General features: G+C 71.9%; 18 protein-coding genes. 9 read left to right on the top strand and 9 right to left on the bottom strand.

The genetic code is table 11. The features are described from left to right. Nucleotides 1-109 precede the first annotated feature (109 nt). Nucleotides 110-1,687 (top strand): ABC transporter substrate-binding protein, encoded by a 1,578-nt coding sequence (locus IAI59_RS02745; protein WP_207418005.1) that lies wholly within the window; start codon nucleotides 110-112, stop codon nucleotides 1,685-1,687. Then, nucleotides 1,687-3,981 carry a penicillin acylase family protein gene (locus tag IAI59_RS02740; RefSeq protein ID WP_207418004.1) on the top strand — a complete coding sequence of 765 codons (2,295 nt, stop codon included), beginning with the start codon at nucleotides 1,687-1,689 and terminating at the stop codon, nucleotides 3,979-3,981. Before IAI59_RS02745 ends, IAI59_RS02740 begins: the two co-directional genes overlap by 1 nt. Here the strand turns inward: IAI59_RS02740 and IAI59_RS02735 are convergent. Both IAI59_RS02735 and IAI59_RS02730 read right to left on the bottom strand, forming a co-directional pair. After that, nucleotides 3,978-5,279 (bottom strand): MmgE/PrpD family protein, encoded by a 1,302-nt coding sequence (locus tag IAI59_RS02735; protein WP_207418003.1) that lies wholly within the window; start codon nucleotides 5,277-5,279, stop codon nucleotides 3,978-3,980. The two genes, IAI59_RS02740 and IAI59_RS02735, sit on opposite strands and share 4 nt — an antisense overlap. Before the next feature lie 2 nt (nucleotides 5,280-5,281). Then, nucleotides 5,282-6,271, bottom strand: a complete 990-nt coding sequence (locus IAI59_RS02730; RefSeq protein ID WP_207418002.1) for a Bug family tripartite tricarboxylate transporter substrate binding protein — start codon at nucleotides 6,269-6,271, stop codon at nucleotides 5,282-5,284. Nucleotides 6,272-6,381: 110 nt separating this feature from the next. Between IAI59_RS02730 and IAI59_RS02725 the strand changes: the two genes are divergently transcribed. Beyond that, complete coding sequence (locus IAI59_RS02725) at nucleotides 6,382-7,143, top strand: SDR family oxidoreductase (protein ID WP_207418000.1); 762 nt, start codon at nucleotides 6,382-6,384, stop codon at nucleotides 7,141-7,143. Here the strand turns inward: IAI59_RS02725 and IAI59_RS02720 are convergent. Beyond that, nucleotides 7,140-7,883, bottom strand: coding sequence for an SDR family NAD(P)-dependent oxidoreductase (locus IAI59_RS02720; protein WP_207417999.1), 744 nt, complete (start codon nucleotides 7,881-7,883; stop codon nucleotides 7,140-7,142). The genes IAI59_RS02725 and IAI59_RS02720 overlap by 4 nt on opposite strands. Before the next feature lie 175 nt (nucleotides 7,884-8,058). On the opposite strand from IAI59_RS02720, the gene IAI59_RS02715 reads away from it, so the two are divergent. The 4 genes from IAI59_RS02715 to IAI59_RS02700 all read left to right on the top strand — a co-directional run bounded on the left by IAI59_RS02715 (nucleotide 8,059) and on the right by IAI59_RS02700 (nucleotide 12,100). Further along, nucleotides 8,059-9,429, top strand: a complete 1,371-nt coding sequence (locus IAI59_RS02715) for an LLM class flavin-dependent oxidoreductase (RefSeq protein WP_237181183.1) — start codon at nucleotides 8,059-8,061, stop codon at nucleotides 9,427-9,429. Between the two features lie 11 nt (nucleotides 9,430-9,440). Next, nucleotides 9,441-10,799, top strand: a complete 1,359-nt coding sequence (locus tag IAI59_RS02710; RefSeq protein ID WP_237180795.1) for an acyclic terpene utilization AtuA family protein — start codon at nucleotides 9,441-9,443, stop codon at nucleotides 10,797-10,799. Further along, the gene (locus tag IAI59_RS02705) at nucleotides 10,799-11,110 is read left to right on the top strand and encodes a DUF4387 domain-containing protein (protein WP_207417998.1); all 312 of its coding nucleotides are present in this window, start codon (nucleotides 10,799-10,801) and stop codon (nucleotides 11,108-11,110) included. The genes IAI59_RS02710 and IAI59_RS02705 overlap by 1 nt, the downstream gene beginning before the upstream one ends. Before the next feature lie 81 nt (nucleotides 11,111-11,191). After that, nucleotides 11,192-12,100, top strand: a complete 909-nt coding sequence (locus IAI59_RS02700; protein WP_207417997.1) for a LysR family transcriptional regulator — start codon at nucleotides 11,192-11,194, stop codon at nucleotides 12,098-12,100. Here the strand turns inward: IAI59_RS02700 and IAI59_RS02695 are convergent, their stop codons facing one another. The 5 genes from IAI59_RS02695 to IAI59_RS02675 all read right to left on the bottom strand — a co-directional run bounded on the left by IAI59_RS02695 (nucleotide 12,101) and on the right by IAI59_RS02675 (nucleotide 17,872). Next, on the bottom strand, nucleotides 12,101-13,075 hold the full coding sequence (locus IAI59_RS02695; RefSeq protein WP_207417996.1) for a Bug family tripartite tricarboxylate transporter substrate binding protein: 975 nt from the start codon (nucleotides 13,073-13,075) through the stop codon (nucleotides 12,101-12,103). 158 nt (nucleotides 13,076-13,233) lie between these two features. Further along, complete coding sequence (locus IAI59_RS02690; RefSeq protein ID WP_207417995.1) at nucleotides 13,234-14,838, bottom strand: ABC transporter substrate-binding protein; 1,605 nt, start codon at nucleotides 14,836-14,838, stop codon at nucleotides 13,234-13,236. A 57-nt stretch (nucleotides 14,839-14,895) separates the two neighbouring features. Further along, nucleotides 14,896-16,329, bottom strand: coding sequence for a chlorohydrolase family protein (locus tag IAI59_RS02685; protein WP_207417994.1), 1,434 nt, complete (start codon nucleotides 16,327-16,329; stop codon nucleotides 14,896-14,898). A gap of 37 nt (nucleotides 16,330-16,366) precedes the next feature. Continuing rightward, entirely contained in the window at nucleotides 16,367-17,365 is a 999-nt protein-coding gene (locus IAI59_RS02680; RefSeq protein WP_207417992.1) for a Bug family tripartite tricarboxylate transporter substrate binding protein, read from the bottom strand. A 225-nt stretch (nucleotides 17,366-17,590) separates the two neighbouring features. Beyond that, nucleotides 17,591-17,872: a hypothetical protein gene (locus IAI59_RS02675; protein WP_207417990.1), complete on the bottom strand. Its 282-nt coding sequence runs from the start codon at nucleotides 17,870-17,872 to the stop codon at nucleotides 17,591-17,593. A 569-nt stretch (nucleotides 17,873-18,441) separates the two neighbouring features. Between IAI59_RS02675 and IAI59_RS02670 the strand changes: the two genes are divergently transcribed. After that, nucleotides 18,442-18,879: a helix-turn-helix domain-containing protein gene (locus tag IAI59_RS02670; protein ID WP_207417989.1), complete on the top strand. Its 438-nt coding sequence runs from the start codon at nucleotides 18,442-18,444 to the stop codon at nucleotides 18,877-18,879. 142 nt (nucleotides 18,880-19,021) lie between these two features. Here the strand turns inward: IAI59_RS02670 and IAI59_RS02665 are convergent, their stop codons facing one another. Beyond that, nucleotides 19,022-19,627, bottom strand: a complete 606-nt coding sequence (locus IAI59_RS02665; protein ID WP_207417988.1) for a TetR/AcrR family transcriptional regulator — start codon at nucleotides 19,625-19,627, stop codon at nucleotides 19,022-19,024. A gap of 121 nt (nucleotides 19,628-19,748) precedes the next feature. On the opposite strand from IAI59_RS02665, the gene IAI59_RS02660 reads away from it, so the two are divergent. Beyond that, a complete protein-coding gene (locus IAI59_RS02660; protein WP_237180794.1) occupies nucleotides 19,749-20,876 on the top strand; it encodes an efflux RND transporter periplasmic adaptor subunit in 1,128 nt (375 codons plus the stop codon). The last annotated feature ends 5 nt before the right edge of the window (nucleotides 20,877-20,881 follow it).

The raw sequence follows: 20,881 nt of genomic DNA, 5'->3' as shown, positions 1-20,881 counted from the left end.
CCTCCTGCGGTGGTGGGGCGGATTCTGCTTGCCCCGCTTGATATCGGATATATCGTGTATCGCCTGCGGACCGCGATCAAGCAGGGTGCCGCACGTCCGGAGGGGCATCATGAGCACCATCACGGCATCACGGCGCGGGGTTCTGGCGGGCGCGGCGGCACTGGCCCTTCCGGCCGCGCTGTGGTCCCGCCCCGCGGCGGCGCAGGCCAGGCCGCTGACCGTCATGCTGGAATCCGAGGTCGTCATCCTCGACCCGCATGTCACCACCGCCGCGATCACCCGCACCTTCGCCTACCACGTGTTCGACATGCTCTACGGCAGCGACGCGCAGGGGCAGGTCCATCCGCAGATGGCCGAGGCGCACGAGGTTTCCGCCGACGGGCTGCGCTGGCGCTTCACCCTGCGCCCCGGCCTGCGCTTCCATGACGACACTCCCGTCACGGCGGCGGACTGCGTCGCGTCCCTGAGCCGCTGGGCGCCGCGCGATGCGCTCGGCCGCATGCTGCTGGCCGCCGGCGCCCGCATGACGGCGGACAACGAGCGCGTGTTTTCCATCGCGCTCAACACGCCCTTTCCGCTGATGCTCAATGTCCTCGGCAAGCCCAACGCGCCGCTGCCGGCCATCATGCCGGCGCGCGTGGCCGCCGCTGCCGGCGAGGGGCGCATCAAGGACGTGATCGGCTCCGGCCCCTTCCGCTTCGCCGCCGACCGCTGGAAGGTCGGCGACAGCATGGCCCTGCTGCGCTTCGACGGCTACAAGCCGCGCGGCGAGCCGGCCGACTTCCTGTCCGGCGGCAAGGTGGTACAGGTGCCGCAGGTGGTGCTGCGCACCATCGGCGACGACGCCACCGGCGCCAATGCGCTGGCCGCCGGCGAGATCGACTACATGCAGTACCTGCCCTTCGACCTGGTGCCGATGCTGGCGCGCTCGCGCGACGTCAAGGTGATGGCGCTGAAGGGGCTGGACATGTTCCAGGGCAACTTCCGCGTGAATGCCGCGAGCGGCCCCTTCGCCGACCCTGCCGTGCGCGCCGTGCTGTGGCAGCTGGTGGACCAGCAGGAGATGCTGCAGGCCGCCGGCATCGGCCCCGACCTGCGGCTGGACCATTGCGCCGCCTTCTTCATGTGCGACGCGCCGCTGGCCACCGATGCCGGTGCCGTGCGCTTCGATCCCGCCGCCGGCAAGGCCGCGCTGGCCCGCACCGGCTACAAGGGCGAGCCGGTGGTGATGCTGCAGGTCGCGGGCTCCATCTCCCAGGCCGCCGGCAGCCTTCTGGCGCAGCGCATGCGCGAAGCCGGCTTCACGGTGGACGAGCAGGTGATGGACTGGGGCACCGTGCTGCAGCGCCGTGGCCGCAAGGAGGGGTGGAGCGTCTTTCCCGTGTATTCCAACGGCGTCGACATGGCATCGCCGCTGACGCACTTCTACATCTCCAACAACTGCGGCGACTACCCGGGCTGGAGCTGCAGCGACACCACCACCGGCCTGCTCGGCGATTTCGTCGCCGCTTCCGACGACGCCGCCCGCAAGCGCATCGCCGTCGCCATCCAGGAGGATGCCTACCGCACCACGCCCACGGTGATGTGGGGCCAGTTTTCCCGTCCCGCCGGCTACCGCAACCGGCTGCAGGGGCTGGTGCAATCCTCCTTTCCCATCTTCTGGGGCGTGCGGCTGGGAGACGCGTGATGCTGGACGCCGCCACGCTGCGCGCCGCGCTGCCTGATACGCGCAATCCGCAGGCGCTGCCCGGCCTCGATGCCGATGTTTCCGTGCAACGCGACGAATGGGGCATCCCGCACATCCGCGCCGCCACGGCGGCGGATGCGCATTTCGCGCTCGGCTTCGTGCACGCGCAGGACAGGCTGTTTCAGATGGAGCTGTGCCGCCGCCGCGCGCTGGGCCGGGCCGCCGAATGGCTGGGCGCCGAAGCCGCCGGCGGTGACGCGCTGTGCCGGCGCCTCGGCATGGAAGCCGCCTGCCGCCGTGACTACGCCGCCCTGGGCGGGGAAGCGCGCGGGATGCTCGACCGCTACGCCGCGGGCGTAAACGCCTTTCTGGACAGCCGGCCGCCGCTGCCGGTGGAATACGGGCTGCTCGGCGCCACGCCGGAGCCGTGGGAAGGCTGGCATTCCATCGCGGTGATGCGCCGGCTCGGCCTGCTGATGGGCTCGGTGTGGTTCAAGCTGGCGCGCATCCTGGCGCTGCCGGTGGTGGGCGCCGAGAATGCCGCCAAGCTGCGCTACGACGACGGCGAGGACGAGCTGCTGTGCATCCCGCCCGGCGCCACCGGCGCGCGCATGGCGGCGGACCTTGCCGCGCTGCGCCCGGCCATCGCGGCGCTGCTGGACGCCATGGGGCCGGACGAGACGGGCGGCGGCAGCAACAACTGGGCCGTGGGGCCGGCGCGCAGCGCCACCGGGCGGCCGGTCCTGGCCGGCGACCCGCACCGGGCCTTCGAGATGCCCGGCATGTACGCGCAGCACCACCTGGCCTGCGATGAATGGGACGCGGTGGGCCTCACCGTGCCCGGCGTGCCCGCCTTCCCGCACTTCATGCACAACGGCCAGGTCGCCTGCTGCGTCACCCACGCCTTTGTGGACATCCACGACCTGTTCCTGGAACGCTTCGAGGACGGCCTGTGCCTGTTCCGCGACGCGCGCGAACCGGTGCGAAGCCGCACGGAAACCCTTCGCGTGCGCGGCGAGGCCGACCGGGTGGTCACCATCCATGAAACCCGCCACGGCCCGGTGGTGGCGGGCGACCCGGCGTCCGGCGCCGCGCTGGTCCTGCGTTCCGTGCAGTTCGCCGATACCGACCTGTCCTTTGACTGCTTGCCGCGCATGTTGCGCGCCGCAAGCGTGCCGGCGCTGTTCGAGGCGACGCGCGGCTGGGGGCTGATCGACCACAACCTCGTCGCCGGCGACGTGGCGGGGCGCATCGGCCACCGCGTGCGCGCGCTGGTGCCGCGCCGGCCGCGCCTCAACGGCTGGTTCGCCGTGCCCGGCTGGACGGGCGAGGGCGAATGGGACGGCTACATCCCGCATGAGCAGATGCCGGAGGTGATCGACCCGGCGGGCGGCAGCATCGTCACCGCCAACAACCGCGTGGTGGCGGATGGCGAGCCTTATCTCTGCACCGACTGCCACCCGCCCTACCGCGCCGCGCGCATCGCCGAGCTGTTGGCCGCCTTGCCGCGCTTCGCGGTGGCCGATGCCGCGGCCATCCATGCCGACGTGCTGTCGCCGCATCGCGCGTTGTTTCAGCGCCGCCTGCGCGCTTTGCCAGCACCCGTGGCGCCGGAAGCGGCGGCGCTGCGCGAGCTTCTGCTGAACTGGGACGGCCGCATGGATGCCGGCTCCACCGCTGCCACGGGGTACAACGCCCTGCGGCGAGCCATGACCGGCATCCTGGCCCGCCGTTCCGGGCTGGACGCCATGGCGTCGCATCCCTGGGCGGCGGTGCCGCCCGGCGTGTCCGCCGTCGGCAACCTGTGGTGGGTGCTGCCCCGGCTGCTGCGCGACGACGACGCCGCCATGCTGGATGGCTGGAGCTGGGACGACGTTCTGCTGCACGCGCTGGAGGAGGCCGCCACCGCGCCGCCGCTGCCCTGGGGCGAGGCGCATCGCCCGGCCTTTCAGCACCCGCTGTCCACGATGTTCCCGCAATGCGCCGCGCTGCTGGACCCGCCCGGCATGCCGCTGGGCGGCGACGGCGACACCGTGATGGCGATCGGGCTGTTGCCCGCCGCCGGCCCCGCCGCCACCTATGGCGCCTTGTGCCGCTACGTGTTCGACGTGGGCGACTGGGAGAACTGCCGCTGGGCGGTGTTCCACGGCGCGTCCGGGCAGCCGGGCAGCCCGCACTACGCCGACCAGGCGCCCGAATGGGCGGCCTGCCGCATGGTGCCCATGCGCTACGACTGGGCGGCGATCGGGCGCGCGGCCAGCGCCACGCAATGGCTGCGGGCCGCGCCGGGCTAGGCCAGGGCCCGCAGCAGCGCGGCGCCGGGCCGGGCATCCCCGGCGGCGTGCAGCAGGTCCATCAGGGCCTCCGCCACGCCCGGCGGATACCCGGGGGCGAGAAAGCGGCGCAGCTTGTTTGCCACCGCGCTAGGCGTCATCGGCCGCTCCGCATCCCCCGCCACGCTGCTGGCCGTGCCGCTCAGGCGGCGGCCATCGGGCAGGATGGCCGACAGCGTCGCGGCGCGGCGGCCGGCCGCCGTCCATTCCGGCTCTTCGAGCAGTTCCACGCGCTGTTCCAGCCGGCGCAGCGCCGGGTCCGCCAGCGCGGCATCGGCATAGGCGGCGGGTGCGAGGTCGCCTTGCGCCAGCGCGGCGGCCACCGCCCAGCTCAGGCTGAACTGCGCCGTGATGGCGCTGCCCGGCGCCCGGTTGCCGGCATAGCGCAGCGCCTCGGCATAGGTGTGCAGCACCAGCCGCTCCGGCTCCACGCCGGGCGGGATCTGTTGGCGCAGCTCCAGGGCGGCGGCGGCCGCGTAATGGGCGTGGCGCACGCCGGCGAAGGGCTTGATGTAGGCCTGCGCCAGCAGCCATTCCCCCACCGGCGCGCAGGGCGGCGGCTCGGTGAGGCCCAGCGCCAGTTCGCGCGCTTCCAGAAAGCCGCCCGCCGGCGCGTCCATGCCCGCCAGCGCGGAGCCTGCCGCGAGCTGCCCCAGCAGAACCGCATGGGCCGGGTAGCTGTTGCGCCCGTCCATGCCCGCCTTGATGGGCGCATACAGGCTGAACGGCACCTGGCATGCCGCCACGCGCACCGCCCGCGCCGCGGCCTCCCGGTCGCCACCCGCCAGCCGGGCGGCGGCGGCGGCGGCGCCGAGCGCGTGCCAGGAGCCGTCCACATGCATGCCGGGACGCAGGCGCCAGGCCTCGCCGGCGCGCCCCGCGACCTCGTAGCCCAGCGCAAAGGCGGCCAGCGCCTCGTCCAGCGTGGCGCCTTGCAGCAGTGCCGCCAGCGCCAGCGGCGCGACGGCCAGGCCGGGGCGGCCATGCGCGCGGGCCAGGCCCTCGTTGGCTTCGTCCCAGGGCATGGCGGCGGCCAGCACGGCGGCGGCGCCGGCTGGCCCCAGGGGCGGGCAGAACGGCAGCCGCAGCGGGCCGGGAAAGGCGGGGGCGAGGGCCGCCGCCATGGCGCGCGGTTTGTCGTGCAGCAGCCCCGCCAGGGCGCAGCCCAGGCTGTCCAGCAGCAGCAGCCGCGCCTGGGTGGCGGCGGGACTGCCCGGTGGGGGGCCGTCCCAGGCCCAGCCGATGGTCGGGTCGAACATGCTCAATCCGCCCGGGTGCCGGTCTTGCGCACCACCTCGCGCCAGGTTTCCCGTTCCTTGGCGATGAAGCCGGCCAGCTCGGCCGAGCCGCCGGGGAACGGTTCCGCCTGCCGGTCGCGCAGCAGCTTGGCCCAGCTGTCGCTCTTCAGGACAGACTGCACCGCGGCCTCCAGGCTGGCGCGCACCGGCTGCGGCACGGCGGTGGCGGCGAAAACGCCGTACCAGGGGGTGGCGTCGAAGCTCGGCACGGTGGCCGCCACCGGCGGCACCGCCGGCAGCACCGAGGTGGGCCGGGCGGAGGACACGGCGATGGCCCGCAGCCCGCCATCCGTGACCTGCGGCAGCGAGGTGCCGAGGCCATCGAAGGCCAGGTCGATGTGGCCGGCCATCAGGTCGGTCAGCATGGGCGCGCTGCCGCGATACGGCACATGCACCAGGGGGGCGCCGGTCAGGCTGCGCAGCAGCTCCATGGACAGGTGCGTGAAGCTGCCGGCGCCGTTGGAGCCGTAGGACAGGCCGCCCTCGCGCGTTTTCGCCGCCGCCAGCACGGCCGCGAGGTCCTGGTCGGGAAAGCGGGCGCGGCCCACCACCAGCAGGTTGGGCTGCGCCGCCATCATGCCGAGCGGCACGAAATCGGTGTCCGGGTCGTAGGACAGCGAGGAAAACAGCGCCTTGCTGATCTCGATGACACCCTGGGTCGCCACCAGCAGGGTCAGCCCGTTGGGCGCGGCGCGGACCACCGCCTCGGCCGCGATGTTGCCGCCGCCGCCGGCGCGGTTCTCCACCACCACCGACTGGCCAAGGACCGGCGACAGCCGCTCCGCCAGCTCGCGCGCCAGGATGTCGGTGAAGCCGCCGGGGGCGAAGGGCAGCACCAGCCGCAATGGCCGGTCGGGGCGCCAGGCGGGGGCCTGGGCGGCGGCCGGGCGCGCCAGCAGCGCGGGGGTGGCCAGCAGCAGCGTGCGGCGCGCGAGGTTCAGTCTGCTCAACATCCGGTTCCCATCCAAAAGCCGGTCCGCAGCGTTCCGGCCGCGCCGGATGTGCAAGAACCGTTCCCCCGGTGCAGGATGCCCCCGCCGCAGCGGAACAGGAACCAGGGCGCATGAGATTTACCGGACAGGTCGCGATCGTCACCGGGGCGGGGTCCGGCATCGGCCGCGCCACGGCGCTGGCCTTCGCGCGCGAAGGCGCGCGGGTGGGCGTGGTGGACCTGGACGCCGGTGCGGCGGAGGCCGTGGCGGCGGAGATCGCAGCGGCGGGCGGCACGGCCATGGCGCTGGCCTCCGACGCGGGCGCGCCGGGGGCGGCGGATGCGGATGCCGCCGCCGTGCTGGCGCGCTGGGGGCGGATCGACGCGCTGGTCACCGCCGCCGGCATCTCGGTCGGCGGCACGGTGCTGGACGTGGCGCCGGAGCGGTGGGACGCGGTCCTGCGCACCAACCTGGGCGGCACCTGGCTGTGGTGCCGCGCGGTGCTGCCGGCCATGCGGCAACAGGGGCAGGGCGCCATTGTCACCGTCGCGTCCCAGCTCGCCCGCGCGGGCGGGCGCAACAACAGCGCCTATATCGCCTCCAAGGGCGCGGTGCTGAGCCTGACGCACACCATGGCGCTGGACTTCGCCGCCGACGGCGTGCGGGTCAACGCCCTGCTGCCCGGCGCCATCGACACGCCCATGCTGGCCCGCGCCATGGCCCGGCGGGAGGACCAGGACGCTGCGCGCCGCCAGTCGCGCGAGCGGCACGCCATGCGCCGCTTCGGCCTGCCCGAGGAGGTGGCCGCCGCCGCGCTGTTCCTGAGCAGCGACGAGGCCAGCTTCATGACGGGGGCGGAAGTGCCTGTGGAAGGCGGCTGGCTGGTCAACTAGGGCCGGTAGTCGCCGCTGTTCACGTGCAGGGTCTGGCCGGTGATCATGCTGGCCGCCCCGCCCATCAGAAAGGCCACGGCGTCCGCGATCTCCTCCGGCTCCGCCATGCGGCCGAGCGGCAGGGCGGCGGAGCGTTCCCTCACCTCGTCCTCCGACATGCCCTGGCGCGGCTGCAGCGTGTTGGTCAGCCCCGGCGCCACGGCGTTGACGCGGATGCGGTGCGGCGCCAGCTCCACCGCCATGCCGCGCGTCATGGCCACGATGCCCCCCTTGCTGGCGGCGTAGTGCACCGCGCGCGGGCCGCCGCGGATGGCGGAGGAGGCCATGTTCACCACGCTGCCCGCGATGCCCTGGCGGATCATCACCTTGGCCGCCGCGATGGTCGCGAAGCAGCTGCCCTTGAGGTTGATGTCCAGCACGGGGTCCCAGTCGCTTTCGCGCATCTTCAGCAGCGGCACGCGCGGAAAGATGCCGGCGTTGTTGACCAGCGCGTCGATCCGGCCCCAGGCGCTATCCACCGCCGCGACCATGCCCTCGATGGAGGCGACGTCGCCCAGGTCGCCGCGCACCGCCATGGCGGTGCCGCCGGCGCTGCGGATGGCGTCCGCCACCGCCTCGGCCTCCTCCCGCTCTTCCACGTAGTTGACGGCCACCGCGTAGCCGAGTGCCCCGGCCTTCAAGGCGATGGCCCGGCCGATACCACGCTGTGCCCCGGTGACGAGGGCGACCTTGCTGGACATCGTGCTGACATTCCCCGGCTGGAGTGAGAAAGGCCGCCGCGCGGCCGCAGGGGCGGGATAGCACGCCCGCGCCGGCGCCACGATCCATTCGCGCTGGCGATCACGCCATAGGGGCTTCGAATTTTCGTGCCCCGCCGGCCGGACCTAGCCTTTCCAAACCAAAGGGAGATCCGCAGTGGCACGCCGCAACGACATGACGCTGATCGCCTTCATGCAGGCGCAGAACTGTTCCAACTTCCCCGGCTCCTGGCGCCACCCCGAGGCCATTCCGGACTTCCTGACGGCGGACCACTACGTGCGCATCGCCCGCACGCTGGAGGAAGGCAAGTTCCACCTGGCCTTCTTCGACGACCGCCTGGCGATGCCCGACATCTATGGCGACGACTACCGCACCACGGTGAAATACGGCATCCGCGCCGTGAAGCTGGACCTGATCCCGCTGCTGACGGCCATGGGCATGGCGACGCGCCACCTGGGCCTCGGCGGCACCTATTCCACCACCTATTACGAGCCCTTCCACGTGGCCCGCACCTTTGCCACGCTGGACCTGATGGTGGGCGGCCGCGCGGCCTGGAACGTGGTCACCTCGCTCAACGATTCCGAGGCCCTGAACATGGGCCAGACGCAGCACCCGCCGCACGACCTGCGCTACGACCGCGCGGACGAGTTCATCGAATGCGTGCTCGGGCACTGGAACTCCTGGGAAGACGACGCGCTGGTGGTGGACCGCCGCAACGGCGGCATCTTCGCCGACCCGGACAAGGTGCACCGGCTGGACCACCAGGGGCGCTTCTTCCGCTCGCGCGGGCCTTTCACCGTGCCGCGCTCGCCGCAAGGGCAGCCGGTGGTGATCCAGGCGGGGCAAAGCGGGCGCGGCAAGCAGTTCGCGGCGCGGTGGGGCGAGCTGGTCTTCGCCGCCTACAAGTCCATGGCGTCCGGCCAGGCACAGTACAAGGACCTCAAGGCCGCCATCGCGGCGGCGGGGCGCAACCCGGACCACGTGCGCATCGCGCCGCCCGTCTACGCCGTGGTGGGCGAGACGCGCGAGATCGCCCGGGAAAAGGAGGCCTTTCTCCGCACCCTGGCGCAGCCGGAGGATTCGCTGTCGCTGCTGGGCGAGATCCTGAACTTCGACTTCTCCAAGCACGCCATGGACGAGCCGATCGGCGATGCCGAGCTGGCCGGCATCTCGGGCCAGCAGGCGCTGCGCGACCGCGTGGTGCAGGCCAGCGGCAAGGCCAACCCGACGCCGCAGGACTTCGTGACCCATTCCAAGCGCGGCACCATCCACGAGATGCCGGTGTTCTGCGGCACGGCCGCCGACGTGGCCGACGAGATGGAGGCCTGGTACCAGGCTGAGGCCTGCGACGGCTTCGTGGTGGCGGCCACCCACCGCCCCGGCGCCTACGAGGACTTCACCCGCTACGTGGTGCCGGAGCTGCAGCGGCGCGGCGTGTTCCACAAGGAATACGCCGGCACCACGCTGCGCGAAAACCTCGGCCTGCCCAAGGCGGTCGCCAAGGGTGCCCCGCGGCGCAGCCTGTGAGGAGAGGGGAGATGCGCGAGTACCGGCTGGTTTCCACCAGCGGCATCCTCGGATACGGCTACCCCGAGGCCTGCCTGAACGCCGCCATGGAGCGTGGCGTGGACATGATCGGCTGCGACGGCGGCAGCAGCGACCCGGGGCCGTATTACCTGGGCAGCGGCAAGCCTTTTGTGTCGCTGCGCGCCATGCGGCGCGACCTGCGGCTGATGCTGATCGCCGCCATCCGGCACAAGGTGCCCCTGGTGATCGGCACCGCCGGCGGCGCGGGGGGCGAGCCGCACCTGCAGCTGGTGGCGCAGATGGTGCGCGACATCGCGCGGGACGAAGGGCTGCATTTCAAGATGGCCCTGATCCATGCGGAGCAAAGCCAGGACCGCGTGCTGCGCTTCGTGCGGGAAGGCCGCAGCCGCCCGCTCGGCCGCATGGCGCCGCTGGAGGAGGAGACGGTGCGACGCGCCACGCGCATCGTCGGGTTGTGTGGGCCGGAACCCTACATGCGGGCGCTGGGGGAGGGGGCGCAGGTGATCCTGGGCGGCCGCAGCAGCGACCCCGCGCCCTTCGCCGCCTGCGCCATGAGCGCGCAACTGCCGCCCGCGCCGTCATGGTACGCCGGCAAGATGCTGGAATGCGGCGCGCTGCCCGCCTGGCCCAAGGGTCCGGACTGCCTGCATGTCACGGTGCGCGAGGACGGCGTGACCTGCGAGCCGATGGGCGACAAGCGCTGCACGCCCATCTCCGTCGCCAACCATTCGCTGCATGAGAATTCCAGCCCGGTCCGCCATGTGGAGCCGGGCGGCGTGCTGGACACCAGCGACTGCGTGTTCGAGCAGGTGTCCCACAAGGCGACGCGGGTGTCCGGCATGCGCTGGACCCCGGCCGACGACTACACGGTGAAGCTGGAAGCGGCCGAGTTCGTCGGCCACCGCGCCGTGAGCTTCGCCGGCACGCGCGACCCCATCCTGATCCCGCAGGTGGACCACTTCTTCGGGCTGGTGCGGGAGCTGGTGCGCGGCAAGGCGGACGACCTCGACATCGCGCCGGAGGACTACCGCCTGACCATCCACACCTATGGCCGCGACGGCGTGATGGGCGCGCGGGAGCCGGTGCGAAACGCGCGGCCGCACGAGCTGGGCTTTCTGATCGACGTGGTGGCGAAGGAGCCGGACATCGCCCAGGCGGTGATCGCGCTGTCGCGCACCAGCATGCTGCACAGCGACTTTCCCGGCCGCCTCTGCAAGGAAGGCAACATGGCGATCCCCTTCTCGCCGTCCGACCTGGCCGCCGGCGAGGTGTTCCGCTTCAGCATGAACCACGTGGTGCTGCCGGAAGACCCCTGCGAGCTGTTTCCCATCGAGCATGAGGCCGTGTGATGCCGCGCATCCGGGATATCGCCCAGGTCTGCAAAAGCAAGAACGCCGGTCCCTTCGACGTGACCATCGACGTGATGTTCGCCGAGGAGGAGGTCTTCCGGAAGGTGCAAGGCAGCGGCGTGCTGCGGCCCGAGCTGTTCGCCACGCTCTACGGCGTGCGGCCGGAAGAGGTGCTGCTCACCGTCTACGAGCCGGGCCGGGCCTTCAAGGCCACGCTGCCCCGGCTGCTGCCCGCCGGCGAGATCGGCGACACGGATGTCTACGGCGCGCAGCAGCACGCGCCGCTGCTGGATGTCGAGATTCCGATCTGACCTCCGGCGCCTTCCAGCCTGGCCGCTTCCGATCTAGCATGTTGCCCACAGCGGACGCAGTTCCGCGTTGGGGGCAACGGCATGGCGCGCATCTCGCTCGATCCGGCGGAGCTGGAAACCTTTCTGACCATCGCGCGGACGGGCAGCTTCACCCAGGCCGCGCGGGCGCTGTGCCTGTCGCAGCCTTCCGTCAGCCAGCGGGTGCAACGGCTGGAAGGCGAGCTAGGCGTGCGGCTGTTCGACCGCAGCGGCCGCAAGGTGGAGCTGACCCATGCCGGGCTGCGGCTGCGCGACCGGGCCGAGCCCATCGTCACCGAGATGCATGCCATGCTGGCCGAGTTCCGCGACGAGCAGCAGGCGCGGCGGCGGGAGCTGGTCGTCGCCGCATCGCCCATGCTGGCCGCCGTGGTGCTGCCGGCGGTGGTGCGGCGCGTGACGGAGCAGACGCCCGGCGCCGTGGTGCATATCCATGACAAGGATGCCGGCGCGGCGTTGCAGGATCTGGCCGTGGGCGATGCCGACCTCGCGGTGATGGTGATGGACAGCAGCGACCCGCGCTTCGCGGCCGAGCCCCTGCCGGGCGACGAATGCGTGGTGGTGGCGCGCACCGGGCACCCGCTGCTGGCCGCGCCGGCGGTGGGCTTCGACCAGATCCTGCGCTTTCCCGTGCTGCTGTCCTCCAGCCAGGTGCGGCTGACCCGGCTGGTGACCGAGGAATCGGCACGGCGCGGGCTGGAGTTCCGGCCTTCCCTGTTCGCCAGCACGGTGCGCACGGCGCTCGGCATGGTGGGCGCCGGCATGGGCGTCACCATCGCGCCCAGCGCGGTGGTGCGCGCGGCGGGGCTGCCCGAGCTCAGCACCGTCCCGATCGAGGGGCGGCCCGTGCTGCGACAGTTCAGCACGGTGCGGCTGCGCAACCATCCGCTGTCGCCCATCGCGCGGGCCTTCACGGGGCTGTTGCAGCAGGAATGGCGGCGCCTGTCGGCCTGATCAGCCGGTGATGCGGGTCAGCAGGCCCTCGCGCGCGGCCTTGTCCCACGCCTGGTCTTCCCGGATGTTGCGTTCCCGGAAGGCGTCCGGCCCCTCGATGATGCCGAGGTTGCCCATCTCCTGCAGCCGTTGGCGGGTGGCGGGGTTCTGCACCGCCTGCTGCAGGGCCGCCGCGATGCGGGCCGGGATCTCCGGCGGCAGCTTGGCCGGGCCAAAGAAGCCGATCCAGGCCGTGTGGTCGAAGCCCTTGGGCCCCACCTCCTGGATGGTCGGCACCTCGGGCGCCGCCTGCATCCGCGTGGTGCTGGAGATGCCTAGGATGCGCAGCCTGCCGCTCGACATCTGCGCCAGCACGGTTTCCGGGCTGCCCCAGCCGACCTGCAGCACGCCCGCGATCAGGTCCGTCATCATCGGCCCGCCGCCGCGATAGGGGATCTCCGTCATCTCGACGCCGGACAGCCGGGCGAAGGACTGGCCCACAAAGCTGCTGACGGCGGTGGAGGTGCCGTAGCTGACGTCCCGCGGGTGGGCGCGCGCGTAATCCAGCAGGCCTTTCAGGTCGCCGAACGGGGCGGCGGCGCCGGCCGCCAGCATCATCGGGTAGTTGGAGATCATGGCGATGGGCGTGAAGTCGCGCAGCGGATCAAAGGGCAGGCTTTGCATCACGTAGCGGTTGGCCAGGTGCCCGTTGGTCACCGTGACCAGCGTGTAGCCGTCCGGCGCCGAGCGGGCGACGGCTTCGGACCCGACCACGCCGTTGGCGCCGGCCCGGTTCTCCACGATGATTGGTTGGCCCAGCATGGGCCGGATCGCCTCGCACAGGATGCGGGTGGTGAGGTCGGCGCCGCCGCCGGGGGCATAGGGCACGATCATGCGGATGGGGCGGCGGGGCCAGTCCTCGGCCTGGGCGAGGGCGAGGCGGGGCGTGGCCAGGGCGATGGCGCTGGCCATCAGGGTGCGCCGCGTGGCTGGCATGTCGGCTCCTTTGGCGGTCCTCGCGGCCGGGGCGGAAGCCGGCCGCCTTGTTCTTTCTTGGACCTCCAGGTTGCCGGGCGGACGCCGGGGGCGTCCATTTCGCAAATCTTATGGAGCCACAGCGCGTGCCTATGGCGCGCCGCCCGGGCCGGCGCGCGCTATCGCTTGGATACGCCCCAGAACACCGGCACGGTGGTGGGGCGCAGCCCTTCCACATTGGCGCGATAGGCGGACAGCGTGCGGAACTGCGCGGCGGGGATATAGGGCAGCACCTCGAAGGCGCGGGCCTGCACGCGGTCCAGCAAGGCCTGCCGCTTGTCCGCGTCGCCTTCCTCCCACCAGGCGCGGCGCAGGGCTTCCAGCTGCTCGTCCCGCGGCCAGCCGGCCGGCGCGGTGTCACCGGGGCTTGCGAGGTACTGGTTGGTCAGCGGATTCTGCCCGTCCAGCACGTTGGCCACCGTGACAAACAGGTTCCAGCCGCCGGCATCCGGTGCCTCGCGCCGGTTGCGGCGCTGCGTCAGCGTGCCCCAGTCCATGGCGGGCACGTCCATGTTCAGCCCGGCGCGCTGCATGGCATCGGCGATCACCAGGGTGGAGGCGTTGTTCAAGGGGCTGTCCGTGGCGTTCAGGAACACCACCTTGCCGCCGTTGTAGCCGGCTTCGCGCAGCAGGCTGCGCGCCCGTGCCAGATCCGGCTGGCCCAGGCCGGTGGCGCCGGCACGGCTTTCCAGCGGCGTGCCGCAGAAGAAAAAGGCCGGGCAGTTGGCCACCTGCTCGGACGGCCGCACGCCCATGGCGTCCAGCACGTCCTGCTGGTTGATGACGTGCAGCAGGGCCTGGCGCGCGCGGGGGTCGTTGAAGGGCGGCTGGGTGTGATTCAGCCGCAGCCACACCTGGAAGCCCACGGGGTTGTAGGCCATGGTCCGCACCTGGCGGTTGCGCTCCAGCGTCGGCACCACGTCGGGCGCCGGCTGCTCGATGAAGTCGATCTCGCCGTTCTGCAGCGCCGCGGCGGCGGTGGCCGGGTCCGGCATCGCCAGCCATTCCACGGTGTCCACCTTCACCACCTTGCCGCCGGCCAGCCCGTCGGCGGCCTCGGCGCGCGGGCGGTAGGCGGGGTTGCGGCGGTACACGGCGCGGTCCCCCGCGCGCCATTCGCGGGTGTCGAAGGTGAAGGGGCCGGAGCCGGTGGGGTCGGTGATCGCGACATTGGCGGGCGTGGCCGCGATGCGCTCGGGCATCACGAACAGCGCGCTGCCGGTGGGGCGCGCCAGGGCTTCCGCCACCAGTGCAAAGGGGCGCGACAGCACCAGGGTGAAGGTCCTGTCGTCCACCACCTCCAGGGATGCCGTCGCGGCGGCGAGGGCGCGGCCGACGATGTCGCGTTGCCCCCAGCGCCGGATGGAGGCCACCGCATCCGCTGCGCGCACCGGCTGGCCGTCATGGAACGCCAATCCATCGCGCAGCGTGAAGCTGTGGCGCATGCCGTCGGCCGATACGGTGTGACTGTCCACCATCTGCGGCCGCGCCTGGCCCGCGCTGTCGAAGGCGAAGAGCTGGTCGTAGACAAAGAAGCCGTGGTTGCGCGCGAAGGCGGCCTGGGACAGCACCGGGTCGATGGCCGTCAGGTCGTTGATCAGCACCACCCGCAGGGTCTGCGCCGGCGCCTGCGCGGCGGCGGGCGCCGCAGACAGGCCGGCGCCGAGGGCGGCGGCGAGCAGCAGGCGCGCCACCGCGCGCCGGGCGGGTTGAGGAACAGGCATGCGGCAAACCCCCGATCGATTCGCCGCCATCCTGCCATGAACCCCGGTCGGCGTATCTCAGCCCGTGAAGGCGGGAAAGCTGGACGGGGACAGCTGCTCGATGTCGCGCCCCGCCCAGTCGCGGCTTTGCATGCCGGCCCACATCGCTTCCGCGCCCTGTTGCACGGCGCGGCCGAGCTCCACCAGGTCGTAGCCCGGCACCACGCCGTCCCGCATCACCACGCGGCCGTCGATGATGGAGCACTGCAGGTCCTCGGCGGTGGCGGAAAACACCAGGTTGCGGACCGGGTCGCGCAGCGGCGTCATGAACAGGCTGTCGCCCCGCCAGATCAGCAGGTCCGCCTTGGCGCCGGGCGCGATGCGGCCGAGGTCGTCCCGCCCCAGCGCCTTGGCGCCGTTCAGCGTGGCGGCGTTGAACACGTCCGCCGCCGTGGCGACCTGCGTGCGCCGGTCGGCGATCTTGGACACCACGGAGGTCCAGCGCATGGCCTCGATCATGCTCTGCGGGCAGGTGTCCGTGGCGATGGTCATGTTGACGCCGCGCCGCTGGTAGCGCGCGAAGCTTTCCATGGCGATGCCGCGCCGCGCGAACACCCACACCGCATGCGCCACGTTGGCGCCCGTGTCGGCTAGAATGCCGATGTCGTCGGCATGGTAGTTGGCCCAGCTGCTTTCGCCGGGAATGATGCAATGGCCGAGGATGCAGCGCTCCGACAGAAAGCCGATGGATTGCAGCCACTCGATCGGCGTGCAGCCGTTGCGGTGCGTCATCTCGATGAACTCGGGCACCGATTGCGAGACATGCAGCGCCAGCGGCACCCGCATGTCGCGCGCCGCGTCGGCCGAGCGGCGCAACAGGGCCTCGGAACAGGTGTCCACCTGCATGGGCGTGAGAAAGCCCTTGATGCGGCCGTTTTCCCGCCCGTCCACGCGCTCGATGAAGCGCACCGCGGCGTCAAAGGCGGCGGCGCCGTCGTCCTCCGCCCATTCGTAGTTCACCACGCGGCCGTCCGGCGTGAACCAGCGGCCGGAGCGGTAGCCCTGGCCGATATAGGCGCGGATGCCGCAGCGCGCGGCATGCTCGGCCACCACGTCGCCATGGCCGCCGATCTCCATGATGGTGGTGGTGCCGGTGCGCAGCAGCTCCGGCATGGAATAGGCGATGGAGGCGCGCCGCGCCGCTTCCGTGATGGCGCCGTCGCGCGCGGACAGGAACTCGAACAGGCCGGACAGGTAGAACTGCCGCGGGCCGCGGTCCTCCACGAAGCTCTTGTCCAGCGGCGATTCCGAGAGATGCGCATGGGTGTTGATGAAGCCCGGCGTGACCACGCGGTCCGGCGCCTCGATCACCTCGTCCACCGGCCCGTCGTAGCTGTGGCCGACATGGCGGATGGTGTCGCCGTCATACACCACCACGCCATCGCGCAGGTGGCGGTGGCCGCCATCCTGAAAGGCGATCACGTGAGACGCGCGGATCATGGTCACGGGCATGCATGGTTTCCCTGGCGGTTGGTGACGGAAGGGCGGATCAGTCCAGCTTCAGGCCGATGCGCTGGACGATGTTGCGGTACAGCGCGAACTCGCGGTCCAGAAAGGCGCGGGTGGAGGCGGGGGTGCTGTCCGCGACGGGGGTGGTGCCGGTGCTTTCCAGCCGCTCGCGCACGCGCGGCTCGGCCAGCGCCGCGTTGGCGGCCCGGCTGAGCGCGTCCGTGACATCGCCTGGCATGTCCCGGGGGCCGGCCATCACCGTCCAGGTGGTCAGCTCGTAGTCGGGCAGCACGGCCTCGGCCACCGTCGGCACGTCAGGGAAGTTGGGGTCGCGCCGGCGGGTGGTGACGGCCAGCAGCCGCAACGTGCCGTCGCGCACCTGGCCGACCACGGAACCAAGCTGGTCCACGGCGTAGAGCGTTTCGCCCTTGATCAGCGACTCGGCGGTTTGAGAGCCGCCGCGATAGGGGATGTGCTGCGCGCTGGTGCCGGCCAAGTTCGCCAAGTAGTCCGCGCCCAGATGCGCCACCCCGCCGACGCCGGAGCTGGCATAGGCGATCCGCCCCGGCTCGGCCCGCAGCCGGTCCACCAGTTGCTGCAGGGTGGTGACGCCGGATTGCGCCGGCACCACCACGCCCAGCGGGCTGGTGCCGACCAGGGTGATGGGCGTGAAGTCCTCCGTCGGGTGGTAGCGCGCGGCGCTGGCGCCGGAGGCGGGTGCCACCGCCAGGGTGGAGGCGGAGCCCACCAGCAGCGTGTAGCCGTCCGGCCGCGCGCGGCGCACGTAATCCGCGCCGATGGCGCTGCCGCCGCCTGGGCGGTTCTCCACCAGGGCGCGGCCCTCGGCGGTCAGCAGCGGCCGCATGCGGTCCGCCAGCAGGCGGCCTGCGAGGTCGTTGGCACCGCCGGGGGCGAAGGGCACGATGACTGTGATCGGCCGGTCGGGAAAGGCGGCCAGGGCCGGGCGCGAAAGGGAAAGGCCGGCGGCCGCGAGGGCGAGCGTGCCGGTGCGGCGGCCGAGGTGGCGTCGGGTCAGCATGGACAGATCTCCTCGCCGGCTTCTTTGCGAACCGGTCAAAACGGCAGTCTGCCCAAACCGGCACGCGGCGTCACCCGCCGCCGGCGGACACCGCGGCGGCGCCATGCCGGGCTCCGCTGGCCGGCCGTCGCCGCCGCCTGCGGCGCGGCAGGGCCACGGTGCCCGTCCCTCTGTCTGCCGGATGGTTTGAGGCTGGTTCCGGGACCGGCGCCCGCCCGGGAGCGTTCAATCGCCCAGGATTTCGCGTTCCAGCCGCGTGCCGGGCCGGTCCTCGATCACCAGGTGAACGTGGGCCGCTTCGCCGGAAATGAAGTAGCGGGCGACGACCGTGTGCACGATGCGGTTGGCGGCGTCGTGACGGTCCAGGCCCCTGGCAACGCCCGGCTCGACGATCAGATCCCCGACAGCCGGCACCGTGCCCCCGTATGATGACAAGGGCGCGGTGCCGAAGCGGCGCAGGCAGCCGTGCCCATCGTCGTAGAACAGATGCACGTGCGGTTCGTTCATCGGGCGGCTCCGGATGCTCACCGACACTGTGCAGGCCCTGGCGCCGGATGCCTAGGGGCAGGCGCCGCCCGCCCGCGTGGCGGGTGGCGCGGCAACCGTTCCAGGGTGCCATGCTGTGGCTGGCTGCTGCATCGGCGTCCGGCGCGGCGGTGCGCCCGTGATGGGCTGTGCCGCCAAGCGCGGCTGGCATCCTCAGCTTGGCCCCGCCTCGCGAGGCCGCGAGGAACCTGCTTCTGGCCCCCGTGGACATGGGCGGACGAGATCCACCGGCTTTGCATGAGGGCGCAGGCAGAATCGGCGGCACGTGGCACGCCGAACGTCGCTGCTGCCGGTCGGCAGCTAACCCCCGGCCAGCCTTTAAACGGAGATACAACCTATGCGTGTGATCAGCCTTCAAACGGCAGCGCAGCAATTACGCGGGAAGCTAAACGTTTCTGTCAGAAAGGCCTTGAATCACGTTTAAGTTAATAGGTTTGCAGGAATTAAGGCTTTAGAGGACCAACAAGAAAGCGATCGTTAAAGCTGACAGAGAACGTTAAAACATCTCAAAAATTGGAAGGCTCGTTGCGATGAACCACACATCTGCCGCCCTTGGCAAGGAAATCCGCTACCAGCGCCGTCTTTCGGGGCTGACGCTCAAGCAGGTCGCGGCACGCATCGGCGTGACGGGCGTGCAGCTGCATCGCTACGAGGTGGGCACCACCGGCGTGACGACCGGCCGCCTGGTGGCCATCGCAAACGCGCTGGGCATCCGCCCCGATGTGCTGCTGAACGCGGCCACGGCATCCGAGCAGCCGCCCGTGGCGGTGAACCCGGCCAGCATCGCGACGCAGGACTTCGCGGCGTTCCTGGAAATGTTCATGACCATCAAGGACCCGAGCCACCGGGATGCGCTGATGGCGGTGGCCCGGATGATGTCGTCATCTTCCGGTCAGCAGCCGGCGGCGCAGGTGTCCGCCAACGGCACGCGCGACCCGCGCGACGTGTTCGTGGCATTGGCCGCCTGAAGGGGCGGCGGCGGCCGGTTGGCGGGACCATGCGGGTCCAGGCTGCCGGGCCCCTGAGTCATAGGATCGCGCTGCAGCGCCGCTGTGGTGCAGGCCGGGGCGGTATCCGGCGGCGCCACGGGCGCCGGCCAGTGCACGAAGCTCAGGGTTTCGGAGGCACTTCGATGTCGGCTTGCGCCAGCAAGGCGCCGCCGGCCCGCTCCAGCGACGCGGCCGCCTGCTCGGCTCCAAGATAGGCGGCCGAGGAAAAGGCGCCCTCGGTCAGCATCATCAGGGCATCTCCCAGCGTGTCCGGGTTCGCCACGCCGGCTTCCGCGCAAATCCGCCGCAGGTCATCGCGCATCTTGCGCTTGTAGGCGTCCGCCACCTGGCGGGCCGGGTGCTCGGGGTCGGGCAGCTCGGCGATGGCGAGGCCGAGGGAACAGCCGCGAAAGCCCGGTGTGCGCAGCTCCAGGACCGCCGCGGCCAGAAAGGCGGCGGGGCGTTCGCGCGGCGGCAGGCCGTTGCCCATCGCCTGCTCGTACCAGCCTGCTTCCTGGACGCAGTCGTCACGCAGGATGGCGGCCACCAGCTCGTCCTTGGACGGAAAAGCCCGGTACAGGCTGATCTTGGTGGTGCCGGCCACGCGGCACAGCTCCTCCACCCCCGTGGCGCGGATGCCCTGCTTGTAGAACAGGTCGCGCGCCACTTCGCGCAGTCGCTGCGCGGCGGTGAGGCGGGGTCCGGTGCCGGTGGGGGCATCCTTCACGCTGTGTCTCCTTGATCACGGAACGTAGAGCATCGCTCCATGGATGGTTGCAATGTGACCGACCGGTTCGTATCAATGGTACGAACCGGTCGGTACCATCCGGCCACCCCGGAGATTGGCCATGCCAACCGCTTCCCGCAAGATCCTTCTCGCCTTTGCTGCCATGCTTCCCGCGCTGCCGCTTGCCGCCCAGCCCGCGCCGCCCACCGTCACCGTGTCCGAGCCGGTGCAGCGGCACGTGACGGAATGGGAGGAGCATGTGGCACGGCTCGAGCCCTCCGCCCGGGTGGCGCTGCGCCCCCGCATCTCGGGCCAGGTGGAGCGCGTGCATTTCCGCGACGGCCAGCTGGTCCAGGCCGGCGACCTGCTGTTCACCATCGACCGCCGGCCCTTTGACATCGCGGTGGAAACCGCGCGGGCCGACGTGGCGCGCGCCGAAGCCAAGCAGGAGCTGGCGCGCAGCGAGATCGAGCGCACCAACTCGCTGGTGCGCGACCGCTACGCCCCGCAGTCGCAGCTCGACACGCGCCGCGCCGCGCAGCGCGACGCCGAGGCCGGCATTGCCGAGGCGCGCGCCCGGCTGCGGCAGGCCGAGCTGGAGCGCAGCTGGACCGAGGTGCGCGCGCCGCATCCCGGCCGCGTGTCCGACCGCCGGGTGGATGCCGGCAACCTGGTGCAGGCGGGCGAAACCCTGCTGACCACCATCCTGGCGCTGGACCCGATCTATGCGGGCTTCGACCTCAGCGAGGCCGACCTTTTGCGCTTCCAGCGCCGCGGCGGCGCCCGCCCCGGCACGGATGCCGCCGGCGAGCCGGTGCGGCTGCGCCTGGCCGACGAGGCCGGCTGGGACCGCGAAGGCAGGCTGGACTTCCTGGACACGGCGCTCGACCGCCGCTCCGGCACGGTCCGGGCGCGGGCCACGGTCAGCAACCCCGACCTGCTGCTGGTCCCTGGCAGCTTCGCCCGGCTGCAGCTCCGCGCCGGGGAGGGCGACGTGCTCCTGGTGCCGGATGCCGCCATCGCCGCCGACCAGGCTGCGCGGGTGGTGATGACGGTGGCGGCCGACGGCACCGTGCGGGCCAAGCCCGTCACCCTCGGCCCCGTGGTGGATGGCTTGCGCGTGGTGCGCGGCGGGCTGCTGCCGAACGACCAGGTGATCACCGCCGGGCTGCACCTCGCCCGGCCCGGCGCGCGCGTGACGGCGGAGGTGCGGCCGATCGCCGCCCCCCGCCTCGCCGCCGCGCAGTGAGGGCA

It is taken from the genome of Roseomonas haemaphysalidis, assembly GCF_017355405.1.
GTDB classification, from domain to species: Bacteria; Pseudomonadota; Alphaproteobacteria; order Acetobacterales; family Acetobacteraceae; genus Pseudoroseomonas; species Pseudoroseomonas haemaphysalidis.
This window is presented reverse-complemented; position numbering and strand designations above follow the sequence as displayed.

Coding starts and splice junctions, on each gene's coding strand:
- IAI59_RS02745 (WP_207418005.1), top strand. CDS start 110: ATGAGCACCATCACGGCATCACGGCGCGGGGTTCTGGCGGGCGCGGCG.
- IAI59_RS02740 (WP_207418004.1), top strand. CDS start 1,687: ATGCTGGACGCCGCCACGCTGCGCGCCGCGCTGCCTGATACGCGCAAT.
- IAI59_RS02735 (WP_207418003.1), bottom strand. CDS start 5,279: ATGTTCGACCCGACCATCGGCTGGGCCTGGGACGGCCCCCCACCGGGC.
- IAI59_RS02730 (WP_207418002.1), bottom strand. CDS start 6,271: ATGTTGAGCAGACTGAACCTCGCGCGCCGCACGCTGCTGCTGGCCACC.
- IAI59_RS02725 (WP_207418000.1), top strand. CDS start 6,382: ATGAGATTTACCGGACAGGTCGCGATCGTCACCGGGGCGGGGTCCGGC.
- IAI59_RS02720 (WP_207417999.1), bottom strand. CDS start 7,883: ATGTCCAGCAAGGTCGCCCTCGTCACCGGGGCACAGCGTGGTATCGGC.
- IAI59_RS02710 (WP_237180795.1), top strand. CDS start 9,441: ATGCGCGAGTACCGGCTGGTTTCCACCAGCGGCATCCTCGGATACGGC.
- IAI59_RS02705 (WP_207417998.1), top strand. CDS start 10,799: ATGCCGCGCATCCGGGATATCGCCCAGGTCTGCAAAAGCAAGAACGCC.
- IAI59_RS02700 (WP_207417997.1), top strand. CDS start 11,192: ATGGCGCGCATCTCGCTCGATCCGGCGGAGCTGGAAACCTTTCTGACC.
- IAI59_RS02695 (WP_207417996.1), bottom strand. CDS start 13,075: ATGCCAGCCACGCGGCGCACCCTGATGGCCAGCGCCATCGCCCTGGCC.
- IAI59_RS02690 (WP_207417995.1), bottom strand. CDS start 14,838: ATGCCTGTTCCTCAACCCGCCCGGCGCGCGGTGGCGCGCCTGCTGCTC.
- IAI59_RS02685 (WP_207417994.1), bottom strand. CDS start 16,329: ATGCCCGTGACCATGATCCGCGCGTCTCACGTGATCGCCTTTCAGGAT.
- IAI59_RS02680 (WP_207417992.1), bottom strand. CDS start 17,365: ATGCTGACCCGACGCCACCTCGGCCGCCGCACCGGCACGCTCGCCCTC.
- IAI59_RS02675 (WP_207417990.1), bottom strand. CDS start 17,872: ATGAACGAACCGCACGTGCATCTGTTCTACGACGATGGGCACGGCTGC.
- IAI59_RS02670 (WP_207417989.1), top strand. CDS start 18,442: ATGAACCACACATCTGCCGCCCTTGGCAAGGAAATCCGCTACCAGCGC.
- IAI59_RS02660 (WP_237180794.1), top strand. CDS start 19,749: ATGCCAACCGCTTCCCGCAAGATCCTTCTCGCCTTTGCTGCCATGCTT.